Annotated in this window: 13 protein-coding genes; 8 read left to right on the top strand and 5 right to left on the bottom strand. The window is 41.0% G+C overall.

All coding sequences use genetic code 11. The features are described from left to right. The first annotated feature begins 364 nt into the window (after positions 1 to 364). From ACKTT2_RS41445 to ACKTT2_RS41420, 6 genes are all read left to right on the top strand, one after another. Complete coding sequence (locus ACKTT2_RS41445; protein ID WP_407897514.1) at positions 365 to 793, top strand: hypothetical protein; 429 nt, start codon at positions 365 to 367, stop codon at positions 791 to 793. A gap of 6 nt (positions 794 to 799) precedes the next feature. Next, entirely contained in the window at positions 800 to 1,102 is a 303-nt protein-coding gene (locus ACKTT2_RS41440) for a hypothetical protein (RefSeq protein ID WP_407897512.1), read from the top strand. Positions 1,103 to 1,111: 9 nt separating this feature from the next. Further along, on the top strand, positions 1,112 to 1,423 hold the full coding sequence (locus tag ACKTT2_RS41435; protein ID WP_407897510.1) for a hypothetical protein: 312 nt from the start codon (positions 1,112 to 1,114) through the stop codon (positions 1,421 to 1,423). A gap of 485 nt (positions 1,424 to 1,908) precedes the next feature. Further along, positions 1,909 to 2,244 carry a hypothetical protein gene (locus tag ACKTT2_RS41430; RefSeq protein WP_407897508.1) on the top strand — a complete coding sequence of 112 codons (336 nt, stop codon included), beginning with the start codon at positions 1,909 to 1,911 and terminating at the stop codon, positions 2,242 to 2,244. 21 nt (positions 2,245 to 2,265) lie between these two features. Continuing rightward, positions 2,266 to 3,270 carry an LLM class flavin-dependent oxidoreductase gene (locus ACKTT2_RS41425; RefSeq protein WP_407897617.1) on the top strand — a complete coding sequence of 335 codons (1,005 nt, stop codon included), beginning with the start codon at positions 2,266 to 2,268 and terminating at the stop codon, positions 3,268 to 3,270. A gap of 57 nt (positions 3,271 to 3,327) precedes the next feature. Continuing rightward, on the top strand, positions 3,328 to 3,699 hold the full coding sequence (locus ACKTT2_RS41420) for a hypothetical protein (RefSeq protein WP_407897506.1): 372 nt from the start codon (positions 3,328 to 3,330) through the stop codon (positions 3,697 to 3,699). Positions 3,700 to 3,783: 84 nt separating this feature from the next. On the opposite strand, the gene ACKTT2_RS41415 is transcribed toward ACKTT2_RS41420, so the two are convergent. The 4 genes from ACKTT2_RS41415 to ACKTT2_RS41400 form a co-directional block, all read right to left on the bottom strand. Then, entirely contained in the window at positions 3,784 to 4,071 is a 288-nt protein-coding gene (locus tag ACKTT2_RS41415) for a DUF3349 domain-containing protein (RefSeq protein ID WP_407897504.1), read from the bottom strand. A gap of 221 nt (positions 4,072 to 4,292) precedes the next feature. After that, positions 4,293 to 5,150: a hydrogenase nickel incorporation protein HypB gene (gene hypB, locus ACKTT2_RS41410; protein WP_407897502.1), complete on the bottom strand. Its 858-nt coding sequence runs from the start codon at positions 5,148 to 5,150 to the stop codon at positions 4,293 to 4,295. Positions 5,151 to 5,175: 25 nt separating this feature from the next. Further along, complete coding sequence (hypA, locus tag ACKTT2_RS41405) at positions 5,176 to 5,502, bottom strand: hydrogenase maturation nickel metallochaperone HypA (protein WP_407897500.1); 327 nt, start codon at positions 5,500 to 5,502, stop codon at positions 5,176 to 5,178. A gap of 647 nt (positions 5,503 to 6,149) precedes the next feature. Further along, complete coding sequence (locus tag ACKTT2_RS41400) at positions 6,150 to 6,668, bottom strand: hypothetical protein (RefSeq protein WP_407897498.1); 519 nt, start codon at positions 6,666 to 6,668, stop codon at positions 6,150 to 6,152. Between the two features lie 150 nt (positions 6,669 to 6,818). On the opposite strand from ACKTT2_RS41400, the gene ACKTT2_RS41395 reads away from it, so the two are divergent. Further along, a complete protein-coding gene (locus ACKTT2_RS41395; protein ID WP_407897496.1) occupies positions 6,819 to 6,956 on the top strand; it encodes a hypothetical protein in 138 nt (45 codons plus the stop codon). Positions 6,957 to 6,971: 15 nt separating this feature from the next. Here the strand turns inward: ACKTT2_RS41395 and mrdA are convergent, their stop codons facing one another. Then, complete coding sequence (gene mrdA, locus ACKTT2_RS41390) at positions 6,972 to 8,831, bottom strand: penicillin-binding protein 2 (RefSeq protein ID WP_407897494.1); 1,860 nt, start codon at positions 8,829 to 8,831, stop codon at positions 6,972 to 6,974. An 893-nt stretch (positions 8,832 to 9,724) separates the two neighbouring features. Between mrdA and ACKTT2_RS41385 the strand changes: the two genes are divergently transcribed. Beyond that, positions 9,725 to 12,337 carry an Ig-like domain-containing protein gene (locus ACKTT2_RS41385; protein WP_407897492.1) on the top strand — a complete coding sequence of 871 codons (2,613 nt, stop codon included), beginning with the start codon at positions 9,725 to 9,727 and terminating at the stop codon, positions 12,335 to 12,337. Positions 12,338 to 12,399: the final 62 nt, after the last annotated feature.

The following is a 12,399-nucleotide window of genomic DNA, read 5'->3' as shown; positions in this document are numbered from 1 at the left end:
TAGAAAAACTAGTACCTTCTAGCAAAAAAACTAGCACCTATAACCCCAAAGAATTTTAGAAGTCTGATTGAGTAAACAATCTAAATCTTGAGTACAACTCTAATTAATTTAATTAACTTGATCTGGTCGAGTAAAACTCATCTGAAACAGCCCTCCTGATATAAAAGCTATAGGATTTACGCAGAGATTCCCCTCTACCCCCCTATATTCTAAAGCGAAAGCTGAAGAAATAGGGGGGGCTTCTTAAAATAGTTAACCAGTTAACAGATTAAGTAAATACAGAAAAAAATATATTACGAAATACTGGTACATCTAAACCTCTTACAAATGACAAATAACAAATGACAAATGACTATCTACTTATATGAAATCTAAATTTGTTCAATTCTTCACAGTTTGTTTTGTAACCTTCGTCGTACTTTCTCCAGCACTAGTTGTGTTTAGCATAATTTGGGAACGACACACAGAACTCGTGCAAATACGAGCATTAAACTGTGAAATCAATCGCAGTCGCGAACACTCAGTTCAATTAGCACCAATGCAAAAAAGTAAAAACTCTTATTCCGATAAATCTCAAACACAATTATTTGATACTAAATTTACTAATCAATCCCTAACTTCTTTAGAAAATCATCAAATTGTCAAAATATTACAATTTCTTTTCTTATTCTTTCCTATCTTGATAGGAGTGTTCGTTATTTTATACGACAGGTATCTTATTTATCGAACCGTTACTTTTCAGCAACAAGTAGAAATGCTGGAAAGAATTTGGCAACAAAATATTGAGCAATAAAAACTTATGTCAGAGCCAATTTCAGAACCAATTTCAGAGCAATCTTTAGAAGAACGTCATAGATTGTATTGCGAACTGATTGAAAAATTACTCAGTTGTCCTAACGGTCAAGAACCAGAAGTTTTAGAAGCTCATTTAGATTTAATTGACCCTGGTTTAATACAAACAATGTTACAGGTAGCAACTGGATTTGCACATCAGGGTAATCAAGATGGGGCAAAATTTCTTATCCATGTTACCAAAGAACTTTCCAAACAACTCGGACTCTATCCTGAAATTCCAAATTCTACAGAAGTAGAAAAGGAGTAAGAAATAACTATGCTGTTGACTGAAGTTGACGCCGGACTTATTGCGTTAGAATTTCTCATGGCTGAGTGGAATATCTCAGATGAAGACAGACAGTGGTTTGTCATTGTTAATTCTCGTCCGATCGGTCAGTCTTGGTATGTTGTGGAACTGGCTGTAGCAGGGTTACCCGATCGCTGGTACATTCAAGTCTACGATACGGGAGCATGCGATCCAGACTATACATTTATCTCTCCGATTCGTGGTTTGGAAGGTTATACCGATCTGAAAGATTTGCCTTATCTTGTGGCTGAGGTTTTGGTGTCAGAACGCAACACTCGGTAATCACCTGACCAGTGACCAGTGACCAGATGATTTGTAATTTGTAATTAAAATAATTTAATTATGAATTACAAATTGTTTTGGTGGCTGTAGTGCCTTATGTCTAGTTAACAGAGAATTGTTAGCAATATAAAACTTGAAGTTTTTGATGTTTGTATAATAAATATATTTTTTGATATTTAAATATAGGTAGGGTGGGCATTGCCCACCAATAGATAAATATAAGATATTACTCACCAATAGATAAATATAGGACATTGCCCACCAATAGATAAATATAAGATATTACTCACCAATAGATAAATATAGTGTATATTAATAACAAATAAATATGATGTAATTAGCAGTTAACAAATAAATTGGTGGGCAATACCCACCCTACTTAAAAATATTAAATTTATAATTAATTTAAGTATTTATCATATAAATATAACAAATATATGTTATATTAAATAAAGTGATAATTCCTACATATATCACTTTTTGTAATGATTAGTGAAGACATTCTAACCCAAGAATTTCTCAGGGTCGTCGATCGCTATTACCCAAAAGTAGGGGAATTATTAAACGGTTGCTATGTAAAAGTAATCTCTACTTACTGGGGACGACCTCCCAAACGCTTGCTCTATTTAGGAATTTATTGCTCTGATAACATAATGCGCCCGGTGCAATCTCACAAGGAAATACTCCGAGAAGTTGCAGAAAACATGGGGCTAGTTCAGGTAGTGTTCCTAAATGCAACGCGATTACTCCGCGATCCAATGTCCAAGCTGAAAGACGCTCATCCACGCTTGTGGTTGGATTTGCACTGGGTTTCCACCTAGGAAGAAAAAATGACGCTTGCAATGAAAACTGGACTTTTTTGTAACTACGAAAACCATCACCAAAATTCTCGTCTTGCTATTGAAGAGCAAGTTACGCTGGTACAATATGCCGAAAGTCTAGGTTTTGAAGAAGCCTGGATCTCGGAGCATCATTTCAATGAACTCAATCTCAGCCCATCAATTTTGGTGTTGATAGCACATCTAGCAGGTGTAACTTCAACAATCAAGCTGGGTACGGCTGCTGTTTTGTTACCGTTTCATAACCCCATCCGGGTGGCGGAAGACATTGCAACACTGGACAATCTGTGTGATGGAAGGCTCTTGTTTGGAGTTGCCAAAGGGGGACCATTTCCAGATCAAAACAAGCATTTTGGCATACCTATGAGTGAATCTCGTCCCAAAATGCTTGAGGCGATGGCTTTGATTCATCAGCTTTTGTATGAAACGGATGTATCGTTCAAGGGACGGTATTATCAGTGCGATCGCATTACAGTTTACCCAAAACCATTGCAAAAAAAAGTTCCAGTTTATATCGCAAGCGGTAATGACGATGCTATTGCTTTCGCTGCACAGCATTCCTTTGCTTTGATGGGAGGACCGCCGTTTTCCCTTGAAAGATTGAAGAAAACAGTGACCCAATATCGTACCTTAAATTCTGGCGGTACTGAGGACTTGATGCTCGCACGCTTCTTTTATGTCGGTAAGACTTATGATGAAGCCGTTAAAGAGGCTTTCCCTTTCATCCGCCAATTCAGTATGAAAATGAAAGCCAATACTGCGCGAGTTATACAGAACAACCCCAATCAAAACCTGAAACCCTTCGATCGCACAAATATCTGTTTTGATGAGGACTACTTAATTGAGAACTCTATCATTGGAGATGTTACGACTTGTCGCGATAAAATTAAAAGATTTCAGGATGAACTGAATTTAGGAACGTTAGCACTGAAACCTTCATCTTTTAGTTTGCAAAATAACCTAGAGAGTTTAACGCGCTATAACCAAGAAGTGCGGAACTACGTCTAGAACTTAAACTTAAGGCACTTAAATAAACCGTACTCTATTAGCTAGAAGGGGTAAGTTATGATGAAGAGACCCTTCCTCCCCCCGGAAGATATGCCACCCACTGAAGCAACGCAAATAGATAGAATCCTGCGATCGCAACTAGAACAGTCTACCGGCAGATGCTTCTTTGAGGCTTGCGATCGCATTACGCGAGCACTACTATATAGTTGTCAGTGGTATATCACCACAAACGATGGTATTTTAACCCTAGTTATCGACTGTCCCGATATAGTCACGTATTGGCATATAGTCAGTAATATTCCACAGATTGGAAATCGGCTAGAGAGGTTTGCCAGTAATGCAAAAATTACTGTCCATCCTCCCTTTGGGAAAGGCGCACCCATTGAAGTAAGTGTGAATGAGATATCAGCTTATAGAGATTGGCTTTAATCAGTGAACAGTGAACAGTGACCAGTGACCAGTGACCGGTAATAATAGGTTACTGGTTATTGTTGTGAGACCCAAATCAATTTCTTATTCCTCTTTGAGCCATTCTTCATAACCACAAGCAAGCAAACGTTGTTTCACCTTGACAATTAATTCAGGTGAAGGTAACTGAGCGGACTCAACTCCATACACATCATTGAGAACAACATAATAGTCCTTTCCAGTGTATTGAGCCATAACTTCTGCCAAGCAGCGATGGCTCATTTCATTATAAAGTAATCCCAGGAGTGGAAAGTAAGACTCAGAGTCCACACCATTAGGGAAAGCACATTGAATGAGTCTGTATGTACTGAGCAAATAAGGCGCGTTAATCATTTCCATTCTACATTTACAGTCATCATAACAGTATGTGCTCGCGATCGCACTCAAGGTAAGTAAATAATCGTAGCACCTGTATGTCTTGAGGGTGGTGATGACGGGTTTTTTGATGTAGTATTAACTTTTTCTAAAAATTGCTGCTAGGATTCCAGTAATTCCGTACCCTGTGTGTTGCTTTCATAAAGAGCCAGAGATCTGTGTACGTGCTAGCTGAACGGTTACGCCTCTACTAAACCTTTATCTAACAACCAGCTATACCAATTATCTAGTCCTGTACCAGTCAATGCGGAAACTTGGAAAATACGAATATGAGGATTGACTTGTTGGGCATACTCTATACAACGCTGAACGTCAAACTGTACGTAAGGTAATAAATCAATTTTAGTTAGAATCATCACCTCACTTGCACGAAAGATGTGGGGATATTTTATTGGTTTGTCTTCCCCTTCCGTGACTGAGAGAATCACAGCTTTAGCATTTTCACCCAAATCAAATAAAGCGGGACAAACTAAATTACCTACATTCTCAATCATCACAACCGAATTCAACGGAGGATTGAGTTGTTGTAGTCCCCGTTCTACCATTGCTGCTTCTAAGTGACAGCCCGTTCCCGTATTGATTTGTACAACCTTACAACCTGTTTCTTGAATTTTTTTGGCGTCGTTAGCAGTTTCTTGATCGCCTTCGATGACGCTAACAGTTAACTGGTGCTTTAAATCATTGATAGTTCTAGTTAACAAAGTTGTTTTTCCTGCACCGGGCGAACTCATGAGATTTAAAGCCAGAATATTTCGACCTTTAAACCAACCTCGATTTTGTGCTGCTAACAGGTTATTTTTTGCTAAGATATTTTGCTCTAATGATATTGTTGTGCCATGAGTCTTGGCATGAATGTGAGAGGCTTCTGTAAGACGATCGCGATCGTGAGAATGGGAGATAACTGTTCCATCCGGTAAAGTGTGAGTGTGAAAATGCGACTGAGCATTCCCATTACTAGTTATTTCCTGTACTTCTTCCGTTTCAGGATTAATTATTGTGACTTCAGCATCATCGGAACAACCACAAGTTATACACATAAATTTTAAAATAAAAACTTCAAAATTAAATTTCTATCTCTTTAATTTTTAATTCTGTACCCGCTATTACATCTAAATGTATGCTGCCACACTGACAACTGCCAAAAAGCTTTTCCAGAGTAACTTCCGAGCCACATTGGCAACAGCGTGCTAATCCCGAAGGTTCCACAATTTCTAATGTTGCATTTTCTAAAACAGTTCCTTGAGCACAAACATCAAAACAAAATCTTACAGCATCAGGCATAATGGCAGAAAGTTTTCCAATTTCTAGTAAAACTCGCTGCACTTTTTTCCCTTGAGCGTGTTCGGATACAATTGCGACAATGTTTTGAGTAATTCCTAACTCATGCATAATGGTTATTAATCATAAAATTAACCCTTATCTTGCGGATTTTGATTGTATAGCCACGAATTCTATTCGTTCAATTCGGTCAAAAAGTTTTGGGCGAATAGAATTCACTACTACACAAATAAAGTCCGCCTACGCGGACTAATAAAGGATTCTTTATCAAAAATTATCAATTTCTTTGTAATAAGAAAGTTCGATAAACTACAAACATTAAAGTGTTTGATGCTCACCAAGCTAAAGTAATGACCATCAACACTCGAAAAGAAGATTTTAGCTAAGTATATAATAGCTATTAAGGTATATAAAGAGCGATTACCAGTCCTTTGTACGGGCGATTTAATCAAAGAAAACGGTATATTTTTTCTCAGAAATTCCCGCAATCTTCAACTGGATAATAGCTCGATAGACCGAATTGGAAACCAAATTTCGTTGCGATCGCATCTTGGCTTATCATTGCCTCAACAACCATTGTATCCATCAGTTATCTTTTGGGTCAAAACTGGACAACTGAAGCGATCGCAAGAGCATTTTTGGGTCTACCAGTTATCTTAGTACAATTGGATTGGAGTAGAGCACCCCAACCAATTGTAAACACCGTGCAGACAGTGAGGTTTTAAGAAATTACATCTAGCTGTTGTTGACTCTTTTTGTTAAAAATTAACACTCCTAGCTGTTCCTGTCAGGGACAGCGTTTTATAAGTCTCTAGTTGCCCTTCAAGGAATGGAGAACCGCCACGCACAGGAGTGCGCTTTGTGGTCAGAATTGCCTGTGTTTGAATGGGGTTCTCTAAACTTGATGGCAGATTGATAGTTGGTAGTAGCAGAGTTAACCGGACTTCCTTGCCTGTATCAGCGTCTGGTTCAACGAGTACAGTCACCAGTTTGCCGATTTCGGTATTTAAAGTGTTGATTTCCTTGCCAGTGAATTGGCGGTTAGTGTTCTGAGTTTGATAATTGAACTGCGGCTCTCCAATGAAACTACTAGTCGAGTAGTTAATCGTTGTATCTTTGCCCTTGAGTTCAAAGTCATTCGGCTCTCTAGGTGGAGCCACCGCAGTAGGAGCTTGTTGTGCTCCTAAAGGTTGAGCAAATACAGTCGCTGTACTAGTTCCCAATAGTAGAGTCAAAGTCAATCCGATCAGTACGATGAAACGACGAAAGTTATTCATGATATGTTTGATACCTTCAGTAGTGATTAAATAACTTAGTTTTTTGCAACTTAAGAGTGTTCCACGTTATTAAACACATGGCTCATTGAGATGCAGACATTATCTGAGTGTTCATAGTTGCTAATGAAATCAGCTTATGCAGTGCTTTGCATGAACTCCACAGACCTTGCACCTGGTGGCGGTATACTTGTCATCGCTCTCACCGGGTTCAAGACCAACTATGGAAGGCGCACTCAATGCGATCGCCTCCCTACTGACAAATGGCGAGTGCGATCGCATGACCCCTAACTCCTTATCTCCTCCTCAATTCCGCCGCCTGTTTGCCGTGCTTGGAGTTTTTTGCTGTGAATTTTCCACCTTGGGTTTTTGATACTTCCCTGGGTACTTCTTGTGAAAATATTCTTCCATCACTTGCAACACTATTGGAGCAGAAACACTACCGCCGCCTCCACCAGAGTGTTCGGCAAATGACAACACTACAATCTCTGGCTTATCAGCTGGCGCATATCCTCCAAACCAAGCGTGGTTGGCTTTCTCGCGCCCCTTCCATGCTTCGGCTGTACCGCTTTTACCAGCAGCTGGAGGAATTGTTTCTACCCTGAGAGCTGCACCCGTACCTTCAGATACCACCTTCCGCAATCCATCACGGAGAACTTTGATGGTAGATGGTTTCATATTTAAAGATGTGCGCCACTTAGATGCTTGTTCGTTATCTTTGAGCAAATGGGGTGTGACCCGATATCCACCATTAGCTGGAACGGCAAACATCCTAGCAACTTGTAACGGTGTAGTTTGTAAAGCACCTTGTCCAATAGACATATTGATGCTGTCACCTACCGTCCAAGGCATTTTCCACACTCTTCGTTTCCATGCTTCGTCTGGAACGTTACCTTTAGCTTCTTCGGCTTCAAACTCAATACCCGTTTTCTCCCCAAATCCGTATTTGCGAGTCCATTCAATGAGAGTTCGACCGCCAACTCCTCGACCAATTTGGTAAAAGAATGTGTCGCTACTCCATGCTAAAGCACCTGCAAATCCTAAAGGACCAAATCCCTTATGGTTCCACTCACCGAAAGTCACCCCACCAACAGTGAGAGAACCAAAGGTTTGTAACACTGTACTGGGAGAATATTTTCCTGACTCTAGCCCAGCTGTTGCAGTCACAACTTTAAAAGTACTGGCGGGTGGGTAAACACTGCTGACTGCACGATTGAGCAAAGGAAAGCCTTTACCTTGTACGCTGTCCCAATCTTTTTTGGAAAGTCTTTGCTTGGAGAAAATATTTGGGTCGAAACCGGGGTGAGATACCATTGCTAAAACACCTCCAGTATTGGGGTCGAGTGCTACAACAGCACCATTGCGACCTTTTAATGCTTTTTCTGCTGCCAATTGTGCATTCAGATCTAAAGTTAGATGGAGGTCATTGCCCGATTTGGCTTGTTTTTCTCCCAAAACTCGTATCGATCGCCCTTTACCATCGACTTCTACTTGCTGACCGCCCCATTCACCTCGTAATGTTTTTTCATAAGCCTTTTCCACTCCCATTTGACCAATAACATCACCGAGTCGGTAACCGTCTTTTTTCTTTTCTTGAAACTGTTCGGGCGTGAGTTCGCGTGTATAACCTAGTACGTGAGCGAAAGCTTCACCATAAGGATAAGAACGGACAGCTTCCGTATGAACTTCTACACCTGGGAGTTCGTTTTCATACTCTTTTAAAGCAGTGATTTCCGCTTCACTTAGGTCGCGAGCAATCCGCACGAGAGAAGAATCAGCACCCGCCTTTTCTAATTTCTCGACAATTTCTTCTTCAGGCATATCGAGAATTTTTGACAAACGCGGACTCACAACCGACCATGCTGGTTTTGTATGTGCCATTGGCCATAAGTATACAGAACGGGGATAGCGAGTGGTGGCTATGACTTTACCATTGCGATCGAAGATGTTACCTCGTTCTGGTTGTTTGGGAATGATCCGCACCCGGTTTGACTCTGCTCTTTGCCGAAGTTTTGGTCCCTCAAGGACTTGTAAGTATGCCAAGCGAGCGCCAATACCCGTAACTAATAATAAAGCTAGTAATATAAAAGACAAGGGCTGGTATTCCCTTCCAACAGTACGTATCTCTCTTTCTTTTGTTGGCTCAGAGGTTTGCAACAAAGTCATAATAATTAAAATATAAGAATTGCAAGACTAGCGTTATCTGTATACGATGACGCTTAGCCCAGATCCGAAAAAAAGTGACCAGTAATTCAGCAAGCAGTGACCAATTCTCTTGTTCCAGAGCACACAACGGTCTCATGTTTGAATTCTTGACTTCGATTATTTGGTCAGATATTCATTATGTAGCAAAACAATCCTGATTTTTTATAGATTTTCAGTATATATAAAGCTAAAAATTTACTTTGCATACTCTTTCTTCATCTTTACGTCATAAATCATCTCTAAAAATTAAGTCTTAATAAATTTCCAATGTATTATTTAAAACAACTATATATTGTAGTAGTCGGTAAATACTTAAAAAAGGTTACATCGCATGATGAAGTGATTAGATCTACTATATCATTCTTGACAAAAATACCATTTTGATAAGTGTTCCCAATAAATTCTTCTGGATGAAAAACAACGAGACTTAACTGCATAATTTAAGAACCTAAGCTAAAGTCAAGCTAGGAATAGTGTTTTTATATCCCTACATTGATAAAAGTGTCAGAGGAAAGTGATTGCCTCTAGCACGCTACGCGCTCGCATTCCTAATGAATGTAAAGAAATAGAAATGTTTCTCAGAGTAGGGTTAACAAAATCCTCAGTCATACATAGCAGTGATATCAGATCTCAGCAAGCAATTTGACAGTAGGAGTTGATTCTTACAGGAGCATTTGAAGGTAGGTCATTGGTTCTATCAGTGAAACTAGAAGAGTTTTGAGCTAGAGAACGTCAAGAAGTACATTTTTTTAATTGCGATCGCGACTAATTGTAGATGCATCTGCCTTACTAAATACGCCGATTGTTAGAAGCAACAACTAGACCTGCTCATTGTAATCATAGGAGTATAACAGATGTATGACCCTATAGAAATCACTAAGCTTTTTGCGTTCGGAACAAATAGTCCATCATCCAACGACTACAACAAGCACATCAGACCTAGAGGCACAGCGCCAGCATCTAAATCCTACACCATGAGCGATTACATGACGAGCGGCGGCGGGCGCTTCGCGTATCCATCGCTGTTTGGTGCTGTAAAAAAATTCTTTAACACAACAATCGCTGACGGGACGTACACTTACGCAAAAATAGCAAGCCCTAGCCTTCTAAACTTGTCCGATAGCGACCTGAAGTTGAATATCTCGCAGTATGGTACTGGCCTTGGCAGTGCCGACCATGCAGAGCGTTCTTATATCTTTGGCAACAGCCCTTTTGAACTCAAAACTTCAGGGACAACTTTTGAAGTTATCGGTGGCGTCAAGACGATTAAGGGTCTAGAGGTGCGTGCTATTAACGACAATTTTGACTTCGAGTCCAAACCTGATTCATATTCGCAATATGTCAATAGCTTTCTTTTAGAACCAACTTTCGACCCCTACGAATTAGGTCGTGGTCCTGTCACCATCAATTTCACGGGGTCGGGAAAGACCTATGATACTTACGGTCAGCCGAATTTCGCAGGCGATCGGGCGAAAGAGGTTAATGTAAACGGTAGCACTGCTAGCGGGATCAAAAGCCTCATTGGAAGTGGCGGGATTGCGTACTTTTCAAACATCGCCTCAGACCCTTTCTTATCCTATAAACGTGGCAATCTGAAAGTTATTTACGGCACCCCTGGAAATGACAATCTTGACAGATTTGATTCGGAGAAATATCTTGGCGACATATTTTCTAAGTATCTCATAGTTGGTGGTGCTGGCAACGATACGTTGAGTGGTAATATATTCGCCGATGAGCTTCAGGGGGGTGAAGGCGATGACACCTTAAACGGTGGTCTCGGCGATGATACCTTTATCGGCGGCGCAGGTAACGACACGATGGACGGCGGATCGTTTCTGTCCGGACTTTTTGAAGGAACGGATAAATCTGTCTATGAGGGTTCGCTGGCTAGTTATGATGTTGAGTTTCTCTCTGATGACACTGTTCGTATCAGCGACAAGGTGGGCGGTCGCGACGGTTCCGACACGTTGAAGGGCGTTGACATCGCGGTCTTTTCAGACAAATCGATTAACCTCAGACCTGGTCAAGACCTTGCCTTTGTTATCGACACAACCGGCAGTATGTTCGACGACATTGACGCGGTTAAAGCCAGCGCCAGTAGTATTATTAACGCAATTTTCGATGGCGATCGCGGATTTTTAGATTCTCGAATTGCCGTGGTCGGATATAACGATCCTGATACGAACACCTTCCTCTCCTTTACCGATCAACCAAAGATCGACGATCGAAAAACTGCAGCGATTAACGCAATCAACAGCATCTCGGTTGGTGGTGGCGGTGACTTTCCTGAAGCGGTCAATGCAGGTCTCATTCGTGCGCTCTCTGGTGGTGCTGGAGAGTGGCGTTCCGAAGCAATCGCCCGACGTATCATTCTGTTTGGTGATGCACCTCCTAACGATAACGAGCTTCGGTCGCAAGTGCTCGAGCTTGCATCGAACGTTGATGTCTCGTTAGAGAGAAGTGTGATGCCGATGTCAATCGTCGGCGATATCGAAACCAGTAGCCTCACAAACAAACTCGCCGTGACGCGCTTTGCTGTAACGGCAGCGGATGCCGATGGTGCTCCAGTTACAGTTCCGGTTGAAATCTTCACTATTTTAATTGGTAACGATCCAACAACATCTGCTGATTTTGCAAGCCTCGCGGCGGCGACCGGTGGTGAGGCTTTTAACGCAGCAAATGCTGGAGAAATCGTCTCCGTAATTCTTGAAGCGATTGACGTAGCTACTCAATCTCCAATTGCTTTACCAGATTTTGCACCAACCTCTTCTGATACAGCAGTCACTATCGATATACTTGCTAACGATAGCGACCCAAACGGAGATCCTTTAACTGTTACCAAAATCAATAGTGACCCTGTGGCAGTGGGTAATCAAGTTACCTTAGCTTCCGGTGCTCTAGTTACTTTCAATTCTGAAGGTACTCTTACCTACGATCCAAATGGTCAATTTGATTTCTTAGCTGCAGATCAAAAGGTTACTGATACTTTCAGTTACACTATTACTGATGGTAAGGAAGGAACTGATACAGCAACAGTCAGTGTTGAACTGACACGAGCCAGTAATGAAATTTTGGGCACACCAGGTCGTGACGAACTTATTGGTACTTCAAACAGCGATCGCATTGTTGGCTTACAAGGTGCGGATAAGCTTTCTGGTGGTTCTGGCAACGACAGCTTTATCTACAACAGCATTCGTGACAGAGGTGACACCATCACAGATTTTGAGGTTGGTAAAGACACAATTGTGCTTACCCAATTACTCGACAGTCTAGTTGCAAGCGGTTACAACGGCACTAATGCGATCGTCGATGGCTTTGTGAAAGTTGAGCAAGGCAGTAGTAGCAACAACTTCAATGTACAAATTGATGCTGATGGGAAAACTGGTGCGGATATATTCAGACCGTTGATTGCTGTAAACACAGTTGGTTCCGGAACCCTAAACAACTCTGCAAACTTTATTTTCTAAAGTTAACATTTAGCTTTTTTTGGAAACAAAGCCAGTTACTAGGTTGCATTAACTAACCCATT

This window comes from Scytonema hankhaensis NUACC26 (assembly GCF_045865695.1).
In the GTDB taxonomy this organism is placed as follows: domain Bacteria; phylum Cyanobacteriota; class Cyanobacteriia; order Cyanobacteriales; family Nostocaceae; genus Scytonema.
The sequence above is the reverse complement of the archived record's forward strand: the minus strand, read 5'-3'. Positions and strand labels throughout refer to the sequence as shown.

Coding starts and splice junctions, on each gene's coding strand:
- ACKTT2_RS41445 (WP_407897514.1), top strand. CDS start 365: ATGAAATCTAAATTTGTTCAATTCTTCACAGTTTGTTTTGTAACCTTC.
- ACKTT2_RS41440 (WP_407897512.1), top strand. CDS start 800: ATGTCAGAGCCAATTTCAGAACCAATTTCAGAGCAATCTTTAGAAGAA.
- ACKTT2_RS41435 (WP_407897510.1), top strand. CDS start 1,112: ATGCTGTTGACTGAAGTTGACGCCGGACTTATTGCGTTAGAATTTCTC.
- ACKTT2_RS41430 (WP_407897508.1), top strand. CDS start 1,909: ATGATTAGTGAAGACATTCTAACCCAAGAATTTCTCAGGGTCGTCGAT.
- ACKTT2_RS41425 (WP_407897617.1), top strand. CDS start 2,266: ATGAAAACTGGACTTTTTTGTAACTACGAAAACCATCACCAAAATTCT.
- ACKTT2_RS41420 (WP_407897506.1), top strand. CDS start 3,328: ATGATGAAGAGACCCTTCCTCCCCCCGGAAGATATGCCACCCACTGAA.
- ACKTT2_RS41415 (WP_407897504.1), bottom strand. CDS start 4,071: ATGATTAACGCGCCTTATTTGCTCAGTACATACAGACTCATTCAATGT.
- hypB (WP_407897502.1), bottom strand. CDS start 5,150: ATGTGTATAACTTGTGGTTGTTCCGATGATGCTGAAGTCACAATAATT.
- hypA (WP_407897500.1), bottom strand. CDS start 5,502: ATGCATGAGTTAGGAATTACTCAAAACATTGTCGCAATTGTATCCGAA.
- ACKTT2_RS41400 (WP_407897498.1), bottom strand. CDS start 6,668: ATGAATAACTTTCGTCGTTTCATCGTACTGATCGGATTGACTTTGACT.
- ACKTT2_RS41395 (WP_407897496.1), top strand. CDS start 6,819: ATGAACTCCACAGACCTTGCACCTGGTGGCGGTATACTTGTCATCGCT.
- mrdA (WP_407897494.1), bottom strand. CDS start 8,831: ATGACTTTGTTGCAAACCTCTGAGCCAACAAAAGAAAGAGAGATACGT.
- ACKTT2_RS41385 (WP_407897492.1), top strand. CDS start 9,725: ATGTATGACCCTATAGAAATCACTAAGCTTTTTGCGTTCGGAACAAAT.